Annotated in this window: 11 protein-coding genes; 6 read left to right on the top strand and 5 right to left on the bottom strand. The window is 67.6% G+C overall.

Going from position 1 to position 18,028, the window contains the following annotated elements:
* Positions 1-37: 37 nt before the first annotated feature.
* Positions 38-2,923, bottom strand: coding sequence for an SNF2-related protein (locus tag CFK39_RS10590; RefSeq protein WP_089065426.1), 2,886 nt, complete (start codon positions 2,921-2,923; stop codon positions 38-40).
* 2,512 nt (positions 2,924-5,435) lie between these two features.
* Here CFK39_RS10590 and CFK39_RS10575 point away from each other — a divergent pair.
* The 3 genes from CFK39_RS10575 to CFK39_RS10570 all read left to right on the top strand — a co-directional run bounded on the left by CFK39_RS10575 (position 5,436) and on the right by CFK39_RS10570 (position 8,937).
* Positions 5,436-6,601, top strand: a protein-coding gene (locus CFK39_RS10575; protein ID WP_245822480.1) for an IS3 family transposase whose coding sequence is annotated in 2 segments (ribosomal slippage) — positions 5,436-5,720 and positions 5,723-6,601 — 1,164 coding nt in all. Because the reading frame shifts where the segments join, the coding sequence is not laid out codon by codon here.
* Positions 6,602-6,718: 117 nt separating this feature from the next.
* Positions 6,719-7,099 carry a hypothetical protein gene (locus tag CFK39_RS16260; protein WP_157697138.1) on the top strand — a complete coding sequence of 127 codons (381 nt, stop codon included), beginning with the start codon at positions 6,719-6,721 and terminating at the stop codon, positions 7,097-7,099.
* A gap of 314 nt (positions 7,100-7,413) precedes the next feature.
* Entirely contained in the window at positions 7,414-8,937 is a 1,524-nt protein-coding gene (locus CFK39_RS10570; protein WP_089065423.1) for a C69 family dipeptidase, read from the top strand.
* A gap of 19 nt (positions 8,938-8,956) precedes the next feature.
* Here CFK39_RS10570 and CFK39_RS10565 read toward each other — a convergent pair whose 3' ends face one another.
* From CFK39_RS10565 to CFK39_RS10555, 3 genes are read right to left on the bottom strand one after another with little or no spacing between them, the layout of a single operon-like run.
* Positions 8,957-10,750, bottom strand: coding sequence for a sulfatase (locus CFK39_RS10565; RefSeq protein WP_089065422.1), 1,794 nt, complete (start codon positions 10,748-10,750; stop codon positions 8,957-8,959).
* A gap of 11 nt (positions 10,751-10,761) precedes the next feature.
* Entirely contained in the window at positions 10,762-11,991 is a 1,230-nt protein-coding gene (locus CFK39_RS10560; protein ID WP_089065421.1) for an MFS transporter, read from the bottom strand.
* Positions 11,992-11,993: 2 nt separating this feature from the next.
* Entirely contained in the window at positions 11,994-13,424 is a 1,431-nt protein-coding gene (locus CFK39_RS10555; protein ID WP_089065420.1) for a GH1 family beta-glucosidase, read from the bottom strand.
* 178 nt (positions 13,425-13,602) lie between these two features.
* On the opposite strand from CFK39_RS10555, the gene CFK39_RS10550 reads away from it, so the two are divergent.
* Together CFK39_RS10550 and CFK39_RS10545 are read left to right on the top strand one after the other, a co-directional pair.
* Positions 13,603-14,223, top strand: a complete 621-nt coding sequence (locus CFK39_RS10550; protein ID WP_089065419.1) for a TetR/AcrR family transcriptional regulator — start codon at positions 13,603-13,605, stop codon at positions 14,221-14,223.
* Positions 14,220-15,251 carry a formylglycine-generating enzyme family protein gene (locus tag CFK39_RS10545; RefSeq protein WP_172805661.1) on the top strand — a complete coding sequence of 344 codons (1,032 nt, stop codon included), beginning with the start codon at positions 14,220-14,222 and terminating at the stop codon, positions 15,249-15,251. The genes CFK39_RS10550 and CFK39_RS10545 overlap by 4 nt, the downstream gene beginning before the upstream one ends.
* Before the next feature lie 122 nt (positions 15,252-15,373).
* Here the strand turns inward: CFK39_RS10545 and CFK39_RS10540 are convergent, their stop codons facing one another.
* Positions 15,374-16,453: a hypothetical protein gene (locus CFK39_RS10540; protein WP_089065418.1), complete on the bottom strand. Its 1,080-nt coding sequence runs from the start codon at positions 16,451-16,453 to the stop codon at positions 15,374-15,376.
* A gap of 526 nt (positions 16,454-16,979) precedes the next feature.
* Here CFK39_RS10540 and CFK39_RS10535 point away from each other — a divergent pair.
* Positions 16,980-18,017, top strand: a complete 1,038-nt coding sequence (locus tag CFK39_RS10535; protein ID WP_089065417.1) for a LacI family DNA-binding transcriptional regulator — start codon at positions 16,980-16,982, stop codon at positions 18,015-18,017.
* Positions 18,018-18,028: the final 11 nt, after the last annotated feature.

Below are 18,028 nucleotides of genomic sequence, written 5' to 3'. Positions count from 1 at the left end.
GTTGAACAACTTCGATGCCTCTTGTGAACGCTGACCGCTACGCGACGATGCGCCAACGGATCGCGAACAGGTGCTCAGTGTCCTGGCTACCCTGCAGGGATTGCTCGATCATGTCGAGCTTCTCGTCGATCTCGGCTTGCAACTTGCGGCGCGCATCGCGGAAGTCATCGTCGGCTTCGTCAGCCCGGCGCTGCCACTTGCGAGCCTCACGCTTGAGCTCGAGCTGCTCCATAGGGTCATCCGCTTGTTTCGCCGCTTTGCGGGCTTCCTTCTCCTTGGTACGGTACTCGCGGATTTTGCCTTCGTGCTCGGCCTTGCGATCCTGCTGGTTACGGTAGAGCAGTTCCTCCTGCTGGTCGTAGTAGCGAGAGTTGCGCCCCTGAACTTCTTTCTCCAACTCGCCGAACCGCGCCTTGAGCTGCGATTCGACCTTCGCGACGTCGACCGCGACTGGTTGTTCACCCACGTCGAGGCAGGCGAGGTCGAGGATGTCAGCGACGTCTTCCTCGTTCAGGTACTGGCCGTCGTCGGCCATGCCACCGGCAAGCATGTACGACTCGGAAATGTCCTCGTCGCGGGCCCGCATCGTGAAGGTCAGCAGATTGACCGTCAGCTCGCCGCTCTGGCCCTCGAGCGCCTTGACAACGTTGCTGGCGCGCTTCGATTGGCCGAGCGAGAAGGTTAGCTCGCGCTCGGGTGTTTCGTGCGACTTCGCGGTGTCTGCGACGTGCTGCGAGAGTGGACTGGCGTAGCGGTACTGGTGCGCGTTCGGGAGCGGCTTCGACTTGAAGAAGTAGCGGCCGGTCGGCGCATCCTTGGTCGGCGCCTGGTTCAGGACGAACGTGCGGCCGTCGCCCTCGAACGTCGCGACATCGCGGAGCTCGTGCTGGGTGATCGCAAGCAGGAGACGCTCGAACTTGTTGAGCACCTCGCCCGACTGCTCGTCGTACGCCTTGAGGCGGTCCTGCACGTGCGGGTCGAGGTGGTCGAAGACCTTCGCCTTCGCGCTGGCCATCTCCTTCGAGATCTCGCCTGCGAACTGGTCCTCGAGTTGCTTGAATGCTGCACCGATCTCGACGGCCGTCTTGCAGCGGGTGAGGATGTCACTGATCCGCTTCTCGAAGTCGAGGCCGTCCTCCACCGCGCCAAGCACCTCGTCGCTGGCGCCGAACACGCTCGAGAACAATTGGAACTTGTCGGTCAATAACTCCAAGATGCGCTGCTCGGCGACGTTGCCCTTGTTGCTGAAGTTCACGACGACGACGTTGTGCTTCTGACCGAAGCGGTGCACACGGCCAATTCGCTGCTCGACGCGCTGCGGGTTCCACGGCAGGTCGTAATTGACCAACATCGAACAGAACTGCAGGTTGATACCCTCAGCCGCCGCCTCAGTCGCGATCATGATCGTGCCCTGCTCGCGGAAGTAGTCTACGAGGGCCTTGCGGCGATCGACCGCCGGGATGCCCGTGATCAGGTCGCCGTTCCTGTTCGCCGTCAGCCACGCCTGATAGATCGCAGTCTGCTCCGGCGACGTGTTCGAGCCATTGAACAGCACGACGCCTTCGTCACGACCGGCAGCGGCCAGCGTGCGGGCTATGTACTCCTGCGTCTTGGTCGAGTCGGTGAAGATGATTGCCTTCTCGGCAGCACCCAGCTCCCGCAGGCGCTCAAAGCCCATGTCGAGAGCCTCGTGCAGCTTGACCGCCTTCTGGTTGACGGTGATCGAACGGGCAAGCGCGGCGTACTCGCGGAGTTCATCGACTTCGGCGCGCATACGCTTGAGGGTCTCGGCATCGAGTTGCGCGCTTGAGGCCTGAGCCGCGGTCTCCTCAGCCTCCTCGACGATCTCTTCCTCGAGTTCGTCACCGACCTCTAAGTCAGCCAGGAACAGGCCACCACGGTTGTCACGGAGCTTGCCAGCGGCCACCTCGTCCGCCAGGCGGTTAGCGATGTTCTCCAGCGTGCTCGCCACGGCATACGTCGACGAACCGAGGCGCTTACGAATGATCAGCGCTGAGAGATGACGCTGCGAGCCCGCGAAGGCGAACAGCTCGTCGCGCTGGAGGTAGTCGTTGACCAGGTCGTACAGGCGCACCTCGTCGGGCGACGGCGTGAACTGCACCGTCAATGGTTCACGCTTGGTGAAGCGGATGTACTTGCTGGCGTTCTTCCGAAGCGTTCGCTTCGAGATCGATGCCACACGCTCGACGAGATCATCATCGCCGGTCATGTCGCGGTTCTTGATGTACCGCTCACGGAACGCGTCCAGCGAGTAGAAGTAGTCAGGGTCAAAGATCGAGACGAGGCCGTACAGCTCCTCGAGCTTGTTCTGCAGCGGCGTCGCCGTCAGCAGCACCGTCTTGTGCGCGCTGCGGGCGACGTGCGAGACGGCCTCAGCCATCTTCGCCTTGCCGTTCCAGTAGCTGCGCAGGCGGTGTGCTTCGTCAGCCACTACCAGATCCCACGACTTCAGCAGTGAGGTCTCGTGGCGAAGGGCGAACTCGTACGAACAGATGAGCACCTCAGCGGCACGGGCGTCGGTCTTCGCGAGCAGCGAGTCCTTCGACTTGGCGTCGAGGATCGTGGATGAGATGAGGAACTTCTCGTACAACTCCTGCTTCCACTGCTGACGCAGGTTCGACGGCGCGATGATCAGAATGCGCCGCTTGCGCTCGGCCCAGTACTGCGAGATCACGATGCCCGCCTCGATCGTCTTCCCGAGGCCGACCTCGTCCGCCAGGATCACCCCCGGCAAGAACGGGGTTTGCAACGCGAAGAGTGCGGCGTCTATCTGGTGAGGCTTCGGCTCGACCTGAGCGTCGAACAACAGGCCGGCGAGCTTGCCGACGTGGTCGTTGGCGTAGCTGCGCTGCAGCTCATGAGCGAAGTACTTTGACTGATAGTCGGTGAGCGAAGCCGTCATCGATAGTTCCTAGAGGACACGCGCGACAGACGCGTCGAGGCTGCGAGCGCTCCACGGTCTTCGCAGCGGATCGATCTGGCTGCTCTGCGCTTCATCAGGTCATACTCCTCTGCGCCTGGGCGTGCGGCTTAGGTTGCACTTTTGGACCATGGGTTGCACTTTTGGCCCATGCCCAACGTTACCGGGGGTCCCCGACACTTCCGGCCGGTCTTGTCGATCCGGGCCGGGATACACTTCCCTGTCAGAAGCGGTACACCTCAACGATTTGCGCCACGGTCGACTTGGAAGATGACGGCGATCAGTTCATCGAGGCACCCGCAGCTCACGGCGAGCCGGCCACTTGCGACGGCGATAGATTCCAGGATTGTCGTCCTATACAGGGAGAATCTCCGAAGCGGGGCATGGCACATTTGGCGGGCGCTCGTTCGACGGGCCTCGGCCAGCACCACCGCATGAGATCACATATCGTCGCTGGGGAAGAACTCGACATGCTCACCACAGTCATCCTGGTGCGCAAACGGCGCTTCAGGCGCTCCGACGGGAACTCGAACCCGAAAATCCCAGACGTAAGCGTCCAGCCGCAGAACAGGAAGACCGGCGATCGAAGGCATCGAGGCGGCGCGATTCAGATAACCCATTGCCGCGCGACGGTGCACAACCCAGGGCAGCGCGAAAGAGCGCGGTCGGCTACGGATCGGTGACCACAGCGGGACCTGCAACCGGAACGCAGGTGCGTTCCCCACAGCCAGCGCCGAAGGCATCGCGCCTGCCGCAGAAGGCCGGTCTGCGTCCACAACTCGGTTGGGCGGCTCCCACTGCTGAGCAGCTGCAAGCGGAGCAACGCCTGGCGTTCTGGACGAAGCAGGCCAAGGGGACTGCACCTCCGGATCTGATCAGCCACGTCGACAAGACCCTTCGCGCCAAGTGGAAGCGTCTGCCCGGGGTTCCCCTCGACTCCGTGCGGGAAGCGATCATTCGCGTCATCGCGACGACCCACTCGCGGCACGTCCCCCACACCGAAGTCCCCACCCTCGTGCGCCAGGAGCTTCGAAAAGAGCTTCCGAGCGAGACCGCGTCAAGGATGGCGGAGCGCGTTCTGTAGACCTTGAAGTCACAACAGCTCTTTCCCACGCCGGAGCCGACCCCGGGGGCACAGGACACCTCGGCTCCCTCACGCGAAGGATCGAAGGCTTCCGTCCCTCCCGTGGAGAGGGCCGCCAGGCACGACTCGACCCTCCAGATCGTGCCTCATATCGCGCCGGAGACCGCCTCTCCGCTGCTCCGGACTCTTCGGGAGACCGATCTCGCGCAGGACTTCGCGTCCGGGCTCACTGCACTCACAGCCGTATTCAGCGCGTTGCACGCAGGAAAGCAACCACACGTCACAGGCGTCTTCCTCGACGCGCTCGAGAACCGGTTCGCACTCGTGGTGAGCGCTGATGCGCTGCAGGAGAGTCGATAAGGATTCGGTCGGCCCTATGCGACGCTGAAGGATGTCCATGGGCTCCCGACCACCATGGGTCTCGTGATCACTGATCGCGGGAACCGTCTCTCCGCGTGGCGTATGGACAACGTCTCTGCCGAATGCGCAACCATCGAGATCAACGCGATCAGGTCCTATCTGTCCCGCGGCAGACTCCCCGAGATGCGATACGAGGTCGCTGGCAGGCGCGATGGCACGTCTGGGGCCGGGCTTCGTGATTTCGCCGGGTTCGCCATGAACCTTCGCCTGCGCGAGTCCCGCCTGCGCCCTCTTACGGTTGATGGCTCCGGCAATACTCCACGCGAGTGGACGGGCAAGCAGCTTCGGCGCTTGGGCCACAAGAATCCTCATCGCGTCCGCGAACACCTCCGCCTCGTCCCAACTACGGGCGAACGAACTGTCGTGAGCGAGCACGCTCGATACGCGGTGCCAGGTTGGACCGATACAACGTTGAGGGTTCGTCTGCTCTGGAGGAGGCGCACGCACCCCGGTCGTCAGCGCATCACACACGCTGGCGAAAATGAAACGAGCCGGGCGACGCGCCGAACCGCGGCGAACTGGAACACGTGCCCGCGGCGCTCTCCCCTGGGCGGTCCATGCATGCAGAAGAAAACTGTGCCGGCTGAAGCGCTGACCACTTCGCAAGTGATACTCGGTGACCGCGGTGGAGGGAACTTGTCCCTCACCTTGTCACACTCGCCCCATAAGATGCGGAACGGACCGCACAGCGAGCTGCGGTAGCGCCGCGACGTCGTTCGCGGAACGAGCAGTGACACGGATGTCGCGGGAGGAGCAGTTCCATGTCGTCGTTGAGGCAGAACGTCCTTCACACCGTGGACAACGATGTTCTCGACGCTCTTCGGAAGATGAGTTCCGATTATGTCCGCCGTGCTGCGGATGGAGAAATCGTTGGGCCCTCGGCGGCGCAGGCCGCGCAGGACGCGATGGCACTGCAGGATAGGGGCTGCCGCACCGATGGGTGACATCTGGTCTGGCTTGCCCGTAGGGCGGCCTGGAAGGATGTGCGCCATGCCCGCTCCCTACCCCCAGGAGTTCCGCGAAGACGTTGTGCGAGTGGCCCGGTCCCGTGAGGACGGCGTCACGATCGCTCAGATCGCGAAGGACTTCGGCGTCCACGAGATGACGCTGCACAAATGGATCCGCCAAGCCGACATCGACGACGGCAACCGCCCAGGCAAGACGCGTGAGGACTCCACGGAGTTGCGCGACGCTCGCAAACGGATTCGGCTGCTGGAGCAGGAGAACGAGGTCCTGCGCCGCGCGGCCGCCTATCTCTCGCAGGCGAACCTGCCGGGAAAAGGTTCTACCCGCTCGTGAGCGAGCTCGCCGCTGACGGCATCCCCGTCGCGGTGTCCCTGCGGGTCCTGAAGCTCTCCCGTCAGCCCTACTACCGCTGGCGGCAACAACAGGTCACCAACGCCGAGCTGATCGAGGCCTACCGAGCCAACGCCCTGCTGGACGCCCACCTCGACGACCCCGAGTACGGCTACCGGCTCCTCGTCGACGAAGCCGCCGAAGCCGGCGAGGAGATGTGTGAACGCACGGCGTGGAGGATCTGCCGGGACAACCAGTGGTGGTCCGTGTTCGGGAAGAAGCGCGGCAAGAACGGGAAACGCCCCGGACCGCCCGTGCACGACGACCTCGTCAAGCGAGACTTCTCCGCAGACGACGTCAACGAACTCTGGCTGACCGATATCACTGAGCACTGGACCGATGAGGGCAAGCTCTACCTCTGCGCCATCAAGGACGTGTTCTCCGGCCGCATCGTCGGCTACTCGATCAGCGACCGAATGAAGGCCCGGCTCGCGGTGAATGCCCTGGACAACGCGATATCCAGACGTCGCGACGCCGCCGGTTGCATCGTGCATTCGGACCGAGGATCGCAGTTCAGGTCCCGGAAATTCGTGCATGCCCTGAACCGTCATCACCTGATCGGGTCGATGGGCCAGGTCGGTGCCGCCGGGGATAACGCCGCAATGGAATCGTTCTTCTCGTTACTGCAGAAGAACGTCCTGGACCGCAAGCGGTGGCGGACCCGAGAGGAGCTCCGGATCGCGATCATCACCTGGATAGAGAGGAGCTACCACCGACGTCGCCGGCAGGCCCGCCTGGGCCGATTGACCCCCATCGAATACGAGACCATCATGAACCCGGTCGTGAGCCTCGCGGCCTGACACCCCAACTGTCACCTGATCGTGCGGCAGCCCCGTCCCGACGGGGCGGGCCAGCCAGGTCGACATCGGCTCTGGAATAGCTACCGGGTGTTGTAGGTGTGCCAGCACCCTTTCGACATGAGCACGGCGGGTCTCAGGCCGAGCCGACCGCAGGGCATGTTCGCGCAGGAACGCCAGTTCGGCCGCAAGGAGGATCACCTCCTGGGAGGCGCCCTGGAGTTGCTGATCGAGTTTGTCCCATTGGCTTTCGGCTGTCCCGATGTTCAGGTTGTCCCCGATTCTGGCCCGAAGCTCTTCCGACGACGCCGCGGTCCAGATCGTCGTTGCCGGGTTGATGACGGACCGACCGTCTCCGAGCATGTGAGCGATGACCTCGCCGCCTTCGGCCGCGATTTTGAGTTCTGGGGCAGGCCGGGACGCTCTGGTGGCCGCCTCTGCGCCCTCGTCGACATAGTTATTGGACATGCACACAGTCTGCCGGACCGCTACCCGCAATAGTCGCGGTCACGGGGTTGCAGCACCGATAGGTGAATCGGTTGCAAGTGTTCGTTGGTTTGAAGGAGGTGCATCATGCATGCTCATCACCCCTCGCGCGACTCTGCAACGTCACGCATGGCAGAACGGCGTGACCAAATCGGGGCCTGTGATGCGCGAGAGTTCGGGACGTCATCCCGCTCGGCGGCGCACGATCCATGCGGAGTGCTGGCCGGATCTCACGCACCGCGACCGATCCCGTCACGAGGTCTACCGTGGGCCCTGTCCTGGTCCCCGCTCTGAAGGCCCGACCCCGTTTTGTCTCAGGAGATCGCCCCATGCCCTGCACCACCCTCCTCGTCGGCCGCGATGCCAGCGCCGACGGCTCGCCCCTGGTCGCCCGCACCGAGGATTCCTCGAACGGCACGTTCGACCCCAAGCGGGTCGTGGTGGTGCGCCCGGCGGACCAGCCGCGCACCTACACCAGCGTGATCGGTCGACGCACGATCCAGCTGCCGGGCGATCCGCTGCGGTACACCGCTATCCCGAATGCCCTGCCGGATGAGGGGATCTGGGCCTGCGCCGGGATCAACGCGGCGAACGTCGCGATGAGCGCCACCGAGACCATCACCTCCAACCCCCGCGTGCTCGGCGCGGATCCTCTGGTCGAGCTTGTCCCCGCCGTCGGCGAGCCCGGCACGAGCGAGCACCGGCCGGAGCAGCCCGGCGGGTTCGGTGAGGAGGACTTCGTGACCCTGGTCCTCCCCTATATCCGCAGCGCCCGCGAGGGCGTGGAGCGCCTCGGTGCGCTGCTGGCCGAGCACGGCACCTATGAGATGAACGGGATCGCCTTCAGCGACGAGCAGGACATCTGGTGGCTGGAGACCGTGGGCGGGCATCACTGGATCGCGCGACGCGTGCCGGAGGATCACTACGTGACGATGCCGAACCAGCTGGGCATCGATTCCTTCGATCTCGACGACGCCGAGGGCCCCGGACGCGACCATCTCGCGAGCCCCGATCTGCGAGAGTTCGTGCGCGAGCATCACCTGGATCTCACTCTGCCGGGCAGCCCCGCAGCAGACGCCGCGGTGTTCAATCCTCGCGAGGCCTTCGGCTCCCACTCCGCGCACGATCACGTCTACAACACGCCCCGCGCCTGGTTCATGCAGCGCACCCTGAACCCCCACGGCGAGGACTGGGACAGCGGCCGCCCCGGTGCGAGCCCGGACTCCGATGACCTCCCGTGGAGCCGGCGCCCCGAGCGGAGGCTCACGATCGAGGACGTCAAGGACGTGCTCAGCTCCCATTACCAGGGCACCGTGTTCGATCCGTACTCGTCCCACGGCACCGAGGCGGAGCGCCGCGCCTTCCGCCCGATCGGCATCAACCGCCACAACGCGCTGGCGATCCTGCAGATCCGGCCGGACAATCCCGAGCCCTCCCGGGCCCTGCAGTGGATCTCCTATGCCTCGAACCCGTTCAATACGCTGATCCCGATGTTCACGAACGTCGAGGAGGCCCCCGCGTATCTCGCGACCACCACCGGGACGGTCAGCACCGACAGCTTCTACTGGGCCTCGCGGATGATCGCGGCGCTGGCCGATGCGCACTTTGCAGAGACCATCCCGCTCATCGAGAGCTATCAGCTGAGCACCCTCGCTCTCGGCCGCGCCGCCGTGCACGCCGCTGACGCGGCGGCGACCGGGGCCGGCTCCGCCAAGGACGTCCCGGAGCTGCTGGCCGCGGCGAACACTCGGATCGCTGAGCAGATCCGGGAGGCGACCGATGCTCTGCTGGGCTCTGTGCTGTTCACCGCGAGCAACCGGATGACGAACCGCTTCTCCCTGTCAGACCAGTGAGGCTGCTGACCTGAGGCGCTCAGGGCCCGTCGGCATCGACCGATGCGGCAGGCCCGTCCAGCTGCTCGGCGATCGCGTGCACGGCTTCCGGCGGGATCATCCCGACGGTCACCGTCGCGATGTCCAGCAGCGTCATCTCCAGCGCCTCGGGCGGCAGCGGCCCGTCGACGATCTCGCCGAGCACGGCGCGCAGCACGGCGCGGGTGTTGGGGTCCGCGAGCAGCTCGCGCACGGTGCGGGTGGCGACGATCGAGTGCTGCAGCGCGTCCCGGTCCAGCACCGGGGCGTCGCTCGGCAGATCCTGCGCTTCCAGGACCAGGTGATCCGTGGCCACCTCACCGGTCGCGGGCAGTCCGAGCCGTTCGTACTGCTCGAGCGGGGCGTCGTTGGCGCGCATGGCGTCCACGAGCAGGCGCGCCATCCGCAGCTCGAGCGCCTGATCCGTCAGCGGGTTCTCCTGGCGCGGGTCGGTCTCCAGGTCGAACAGCAGGCTCCCGAATGCCGCGGGGTTGGTCGGCGCCAGCGCCGGCACCCTCATGACGGGCACCCCCTTGGTGAAGCTCAGCGGCGGGACCAGCTCGGCCTGCTGGAGGAGGTCGGTCGGGAACCGGCCGCGCATGTTGGTCGGCATCAACGTGTATTCGTTCAGCGGCTGGTTGTCGGGGGTGACGCAGGCGCGCATGTAGACATAGCGCCCGTCGGTGACGTTGGCGTGGCCTCCGTGGATCCCGAACATCGCTGCCTCCCGCATCGGTGGGCCGTCGGTGATCACGGAGGCGAGGCTCTCGCCCTGCATGTCGGGGGTGGCCGGCACGTCGAACAGGTCCAGCAGCGTGGGGCCGATGTCGATCATCTGGACCACGTGGTCACGGCGCGCATCCGCGACGCGGGAGCGCGGATCCCACACGAACAGGGGCAGGTGGATCGTCTCGTCGTAGAACGGTGGGACGTTCTTGCCCAGCCAGTCGTGCTCGCCCAGCAGCAGGCCGTGGTCGGTGCACACGATCAGCATCGTGTCCTCCCACAGATCATGGGTGTCCATCGCATCCAGCACCCGGCCCAGCGACTGGTCGCACATCGAGAGTAGGGCGGAATAGCGGCGGCGCAGGTGGGCGAGCTCCTCGGGGGTCTCGGTGACCTCCTTGTAGTCGGGCCAGTCGAAATCGCGGCCGCCGGCCTCTCCAGACTCGGGGTAGAGCTGGTGGTACTGCTCGTAGCTGAAGAACGGCTCATGGGGGTCGAAGGTCTCGATCTGCACGAACCAGTCATCGCTGTCGAGGTTGGTCTCGATGAATTCCAGGCCGGCGTCGAAGGTCCTGGTCTGCGGGTGCTCGGCCTCGGTGGCCATGTACTCCCGGTTGATCACGTCCTGGCGGCGCAGATCCCGGTTGCTCGCATACGGCGAGACGTTGGTGAGGTCCGGATCGGCGACGCGGCCCTTCCACTCATCGCCCTCCTGGCCGCGGAACAGCTCGAAGGTGCGGAAGCGCGGATGGTAGGTCGCTCCGCCGTCCAGCCAGTAGTGCTGGTGATCGGTGACCAGGTGGGTGTAGATGCCGGCGTCGCCGAGCATCTGCGGCACCGAGTCGTCGAACGGTTCCAGCGGACCCCAGCCGCGGTGCAGGAAGTTATACCTTCCGGTGTGCAGTTCCCGTCGGGCGGGCATGCACGGCATGGACCCGCCATAGCAGTTGTCGAACTGGACGGAGCGCTGCGCGAGGCGGGTGAAGTTCGGGGCGTGCACACCGGTCGCCCCGTACGGGGGCAGGAACCTGCGGTTCAGCGTGTCGAACATGACCATGATGGCCTTCATCAGTTCTCCCTTCACCGCACCGAACGGATGCGGAACACGGCGATGCCGCCCAGCGCGATGATCGTCGCTGCGGCGATGTACAGCTCGGCGTAGCCGGCCACGGTCAGGACCACCCATCCCACCAGCGGCGCGATGGGCAGGTGCTGGGCCGAGTTCACGATGCCCAGGTCCCGGGCCCGGGTCGCGGGGTCGGGCAGCAGATCCGTCAGCAGCGCCTGGTCGACGGAGAGGAACAGTCCGTATCCCAGGCCCAGCAGCACCGCGGCGATAAGGCTGCTCGGCCAGGTCGGGACCAGCGCGAGCGTGAGCGCGGCGACGGCTTGCAGGCCTGCGCTGATCGCGACCAGCACTTTTCGTGCGCGCCACCGGTCGGTCAGCACCCCACCCAGCCAGGAGGCGGTCGCGCTGGCGCCGAGGTAGGTGAGGGTGAGCACGAGCAGGCCGCTCTCAGGGTGGGGCAGGTGCAGCACGTCGGCGAGGAAGAACAGCAGGTAGGTGGTGCCCACCAGGTTGCCGGCGTTCACCAGCACCCGGGAGAGCCCCGCCCAGCCCAGATCGCGGTAGCCGCGCAGCGCCTCCGGCCTCCAGCGCCATATGCGCGGGCGACGGACGCCCTCGGAAGGTGCCTGTTCCTCGAATATCAGCAGGAACGGCAGCGGTGCGAGCAGGGCGAGCCCGGCGATCACCGCCCAGCTCGCGCGGATCCCGGTCACCAGCTCGGTGACGATGATCATCCCGGCGGCGAGCGCGATCACCTGCGGCAGGCCCATCGCGGCGGAGGCCCGGCCGCGCTGTGCGGGCGGGACCCGGTCGGCGATGATCGCCGAGAGGGAGACGAGCACCGAAGCCTGGCCGAGCGCCACGACGCCCAGCAGCACCGCCGCTCCTCGCAGCGAGGTCTGGAACCCGACCCCGGCGAAGGCGGCGGTGGCGACGACGGTGCCGGCCAGGGCCCAGGTGCGTCGGCGGCCGAACCGGTTGCGGGTGCGGTCGCAGAGCCAGCCGATCACCGGCACCCCGACCACCATGATCGCGGCCATCTCGGCGATCAGGAACGAGCCGACGGCGACCTTCTCGGCGGGGTCGATGGCGCTGGCCAGGTGCACCACCATGAACTGTCCCGGCAGCATCACCAGCAGCCAGAACCCGAACCAGGCCAGGGCGAACAGCACCAGCCAGGCCCCGCTCACCGGGGCCAGCCGCGCTGCCGGCTGCGGCGGGGCCCCTGCCGCGATGTCCATGCTCAGGCCATCCGGCGAGCGCGCATCACGTCGTGCAGCCACTGGAAGGACGCCTTCGGGGTGCGGGAGCCGGTTTCGAAGTCGACGTGCACGATCCCGAAGCGCTGGGTGAAGCCCGCCGCCCATTCCCAGTTGTCCATCAGTGACCACACGAAGTAGCCGCGCAGGTCGATCCCCTCGGCCTCGCCGCCGGGGGCGACGGCCGCCAGGGCAGTGCTGAGGTGGCCTGCGAGGTAGTCGATGCGGTCGGTGTCCTGGACCCGGCCGCTCTCGTCGGGTTGTTCGGCGAAGCTGGCGCCGTTCTCGGTGATGTACACCGGCGGCAGCACGTCCCCGTACCGCTGCTGCATCTCGCTGAGCGCGGCGCCGAAGTACTCCGGCGCGATCGGCCAGCCGAACCCGGTGGTGGGGTACTCCTCGAAGGGTTCGAGGCGGAATGGCAGCCCGGCCATCGCCTCGCTCGTGCCGTCGGGGCTGTGGCCGGTCCCGGCGCCGGCGGCGACCTTGGTGGGCATGTAGTAGTTCAGGCCGTAGAAGTCCAGCGGCTGGGCGATGGTCGCCAGATCCTCCTGCGGCACGCCGGCGAACGCCCCGAACAGCTCCTCGAGCTCCGACGGGACCTCGGGGTAGTGCCCGAGCAGGACCGGATCGGCGAAGACCCGGTTGTGCACGATGTCGAAGAGGGCGGCCATGAGGGCGTCCTCCTCCCCGTCCCCGGCGGGCTGGACGGGCGAGTGGACGTTGGTGATGCCGACGGAGTCCGCGCCCGCGGCGCGGAGCGCCTGTACCGCGAGGCCGTGGCCGAGCAGCTGATGGTGCACCGCCGGGAGGGCGTCGAAGGTCAGCTCCCTGCCGGGGGCGTGCAGGCCCAGGGCGTAGCCGTTCAGGGTCACGGTTGCCGGCTCGTTCAGGGTGATCCAGTGGTCCACCCGGTCGGCGAAGCGCTCCCCCACCAGCGCGGCGAGCTCCCCGAGCCGGGCCGCGGTGTCACGGTCGAGCCAGCCCTGCTCGTACTCCGCCGGCAGATCCCAGTGGGTCAGCGTGACGAACGGGGAGATGCCCGCCTCGTGCAGCTCGTCCAGGAGCCGGTCGTAGAACGCGACGCCGCCGGGGTCCAGCGGCCCGCGCCCCTCCGGCTGCAGTCGCGTCCAGCCCAGGGAGAAGCGGTACGCGTCGGCGCCGAGCTCGGCCATCAGGGCGACGTCCTCGCGGTACCGGTGATAGTGATCGGCAGTGACCGCAGTCGTGGTGCCGTCCTGGATGCGGCCGGGTTCCGCACTGAAGCGGTCCCACACGCTGGCGGTGCGGCGCCCGGCACGGGTCGCGCCCTCGATCTGCGCCGACGCGGTCGCGGTGCCGACGACGAACGAGGGGGGCAGCATCCGCCCGATCGAGGCGGTGTCGGAACTGCTGTGGCTGCGGTCGGACATCATCGTCTCCTGTATGCGGACAGCGACGTCCGCAGCGAATGCTCACACAGTGGGACACTCGTCCCAGTTCCGGTAGTGTAGGAGGTCACATACCCGAAGCGCAAGCCTCGCGCCGCCCGCAGATCCCCGGATCCACCAGCGGCGACGGACACGATCCACGGATGGCCCAGGAGGATGACCCATGGCCCGGACCCCGGTCGAAGAGCGCCGCCGCGCGCTGATCGCCGCCGCGTTCCGGGTCGTGGCCTCGCAGGGGCTGGGCGCGGCATCGACCCGTGCGATCGTCGCGGAGGCCGGGATGTCGCTGGCGAGCTTCCACTACGCCTTCGAGTCCCGGGACGAGCTGATCGACCTGCTCATCACCGAGGTGCTGGCGAACGAGGAGAAGGCCGTGCTGCCCGCCGTCCTCACCGGGAAATCGCTGGTCGAGCTGCTCACAGAGGGCCTGAGGGGCTACCTGGACCACCTGCGGGCCGATCCCCTCCACGAGCAGGCGATGCTCGAGCTGACGCAGTACGCCCTGCGCGCCCGGCCCCCGCTCGCCCGAGAGCTGTACGCGCAGTACACCCGCATCGCGGCCGCCTCGCTGCAGCTGGCCGCGGAGCACACCGGCCACTGCTGGACGGTACCGCTGCCCACGGCCGCGAAGCTCCTGGTCTCCCTCACCGACGGCCTGACCCTCGGCTGGCTGGTGGACCGCGATGACGCCCGGGCCGAGGAGATCGTGGCCGCCGCGGCACGCGCCGTGGCAGCCCTCGCAGAGCCGATCCCCGCGCCCGGGGCGAGCGAGGAGCCCTTATGACCAATCGCCAGGAGAGCCCGGACTCCGCCTCGGGGCTCGGACCACCGCAGGAGCCGGCCGGATGCGGCTGCCATCCGCCGGGGCGGGACAGCTCCCGCACCGTCGCCCCTGCGCCCGAGCCTGCGCTTGCGCCCGCGGCACTGCACCATGCGGGGTCATCGGGCACCGGCGAGCACCTCGTTCCCCAGGCCCCGATCCCCGCCGGCGTCTTCGTGATGGGGGATTCCTCCGGGGATCGCCATCCGATCGACGGCGAGGTCCCGCTGCACGAGGTCGCGCTCGACGCCTTCACGATGGATGCCACCACCGTGACCAACGACGACTTCGCCCGCTTCACGGCGGCTACCGGGTACGTCACCGAGGCGGAGCGCTTCGGCGTCTCCGCCGTGTTCCACGTAGCGGTCTCCGCACCCCCGCAGGATCTCGAGGGGCCCGCCGCGCGCACGCCCTGGTGGATCGGGGTGCGCGGCGCGGACTGGCGCCACCCCGGCGGGCGCGACTCGAGCCTCGACGACCTCGGAGACCACCCGGTCACGCACGTCAGCTGGCACGACGCCGTCGCCTACTGCGACTGGGCGGGACGCCGACTCCCGACCGAAGCGGAATGGGAGTACGCGGCGCGCGGCGGGCTCGACCGGGCGAGGTACCCCTGGGGTGACGAGGAGGTCGACCACGGGGGCTGGCGCGCCAACATCTGGCAGGGGACCTTCCCGAGCTCCAACACGGTCGAGGACGGGTTCGCGACCACGGCCCCGGCACGCTGGTTCCAGCCCAACGGCTTTGGCCTCTGGCAGGCCGTCGGCAACGTGTGGGAGTGGTGTGCGGACTGGTTCTCCCCGAACTACTACCGGGCCTCGCCCCGTGAGGACCCCCGCGGTCCCGCGAGCGGACGCGGCAGGGTGATGCGCGGCGGAAGCTATCTGTGCCACGCCTCGTACTGCAATCGCTACCGCTGCTCCGCGCGCTCCCAGAACACGCCGGACTCCTCGATGGGCAATGCCGGGTTCCGCACGGTGGGCGTCTCCTGAGCGCACTGCTCGAGACGGACCCCCGTGGCATCCGTGTCACCGTCGGCAGCGCGATCCGCACCGGCTGCTCATCTCGCGCCCTGGATGCCGCACCGCCGTGATGCTCCCGCCGGCTCATCGGCTCACGGAATGAACTCCAGCGCGATGCCGAGCACCGCCAGCAGTCCGGGAGCGGCGGCGAGGAGCAGCGTGACCGCGAGGTCCGTGCTCGTCATGTCGCCGCCGGGCGCGTACTGGTCGCGCACCACCTCGGTGTGCCGCCACCAGGCGATCACGGCGACGATCCACAGCGCCAGGCCCGCTCCGTCGATCACGAACGGGAGGATGATCTGCCCCGGGTTGTCATCGCCGATCCGCGACAGCACCAGGAGGAGAAGGCCGGGGACTGCCAGCGTCACCGCGGTCAGTCCCGCCACGAGCATCGACGTCGGCTCCAGGGGAGCCCCACGAAGCGAGATCCTGGGCTGACGGGCCAGTCGCACGATCGCCGCGACCACGGCCGCGAGCGGGATGAGCGCGCCCATGAGGACGGCCTTGGAGTTCATCTGCAGCATCGCGATCATGGAGCTCGTCATCGCCAGCGAGTCCTCGTCGAACGAGTACACGTTCGGGAACAGCTCGGCGAGCATCATCGGCAGGTTCATCGACACGAACCCCAGCACACCGGCCGCGAGATGCGCCGCCGCGGCGACGAGCAGGGCGAGGGCGAGCACGTCGAGGTGCAGCGCGAGCTTCCAGGTGCCCACCGCCAGGAAGACGAGCGCGATCCCCGTCATGACCAGGCCCAGCACCAGCACCGGCAGGTGCAGGTTTATCCACGGCACCGCCTCGGTGAACAGCCTCGGCACGAGCCCTTCGTTCAGGGCCATGGTGATGCTCGACGAGCCCGAGGCCAGCGCCACCGCACCGGTAGCGAGGTAGAGCCAGCCGCGCGTGTACCGCCGCAGCGCGAGCGCCCCGACGATCCCCGCCAGGCAGAAGGTGATCAGATCGAGCCCGGCGAGGTAGAGCACGAGGCCGACGAGCGAGAGCACCACGGCATCCGCGATCAGCAGCCCTCCCCGCGGGAGTCTCCACAGCAGCAGCGCCGCGGCCAGGCCGATCACGGTCAGCACCGAGGAGATCGGCACGTCGAGGAGGATCACTGCGGCCACGTACAGCAGCAGCGCGCTGAGCACCGCGGCCAGCAAGAGAGGCAGCACCGCACCCGGGGCCGGGCGGCGCAGGAGCGTCGCAGCGAAACCGCCCGAAGGCGCTGTGGGCGCAGAGATAGAGTTGTGCATATACCCAGGATAGGGCCGGTTTTCCGGCTCAGACCTCACGGGTGTACGCGGGGCGTCAAGGCTCGAAGCTGAGGGACGAAGACCACGAGCCTATCGACCCTGTCAAGCCTCTTGACAGGCTTCGGCGACGGCAGCGCAGGAGCGGAGACTGCGGGCTGGTCGGCCAGCCCCACCGACAGTCCTCGATACGCACGCCGTGCACGACGGGCGGCGTGGAGTCGACGGGAAGCACGCGGAGCCCTTCGATGACCGCACATCGTCGCCCCACAGGGCCCTGCGGGCGGCCTCCACAGCGAGGATCGGTGCGCATCCGAGACCCGGAAGCTCACCAGACCTGTTGACACCCCGAGAACAAACCGGTTTGATAGTGAGTTGTCAAACCGGTTTGCGCGCGGCCTCGACAGCCCGCGCGGACCATGACCAGCATTCGAGGAGGAGTCACTCGGTGAGCGCCCCCAGCAAGGTCACGATCGGCGACGTCGCCCGCCACGCCGGCGTCTCCAAGGGCACCGTCTCCCTGGCCTATTCCGGCAAGCGCCCGGTCTCCGAGGAGACGCGCCAGCGCATCTTCTCCGCAGCCGCGGAGCTGAACTGGACCGCCAGCCATCGCGCGAGGGCCCTGGCCACCGCCCGCACCGGCGCGATCGGTCTGGTCATGGCCCGGGACCCCGAGGTGCTGGCCACCGACGCCTTCTTCTCCAAGTTCCTCTCCGGCTGCGAACGGGTGCTGGCCGAGCACGACATGGGGCTGATGCTCCATGCCGTCACCACCGCCGAGGCCGAGCACCTGGTCTACGAGCGGCTGGCCGCCGGTCGCGCCGACGGCGTGATCCTGCTGGACGTCGAGATCGACGATCCCCGCTTCGCCCTCGTGCAGCGCCTGGGCCTGCCCGCCGTGGTGCTCAGCGCCCACGAGCCCACCCGCGGCGAGACCGCCGGGCTGCCCACCGTCTTCTCCGACGACTCCCCCGCCATCACCGAGCTGGTGGCGCTGATGGCCGAGGCCGGGCACACCCGGATCGCGCACGTCGCAGGCCCGGCCCACTACATCCACGGCCGCATCCGCCAGGAGGCCTTCAGCGCCGCCATGCGCAAGCGAGGCCTGGACGATTCCCTCGTCATCGAAGGCGACTTCACCGCCTCCTCCGGCCGGGACGCCACCGCACAGCTGCTGGACCTGCCCCAGCCGCCCACCGCGATCCTGTTCGCCAACGACATGATGGCCATCGCCGGCCTCTCCCTCGCCCGCAGCCGGGGCGTTCGCGTCCCCGAGGACCTCTCGCTGTCCGGCTACGACGACAGCGAGCTCTCCGCCCACCTCTCCCCCGCCCTGACCACCGTGAGCACTGGCGCCGTCCAGCGCGGCCAGCTCGCCGTCACCACCTTGCTGGCCGCACTCGCCGGGGAGGACCCCGGCGCAGTCCTGGCCGATCACACCACCGTCCTCCCGCGCGACAGCATCGCCCCGCCGCCGCGGCCCTGACCACCGCCACA

The organism is Brachybacterium avium, from assembly GCF_002216795.1.
GTDB classification, from domain to species: domain Bacteria; phylum Actinomycetota; class Actinomycetes; order Actinomycetales; family Dermabacteraceae; genus Brachybacterium; species Brachybacterium avium.
This window is presented reverse-complemented; position numbering and strand designations above follow the sequence as displayed.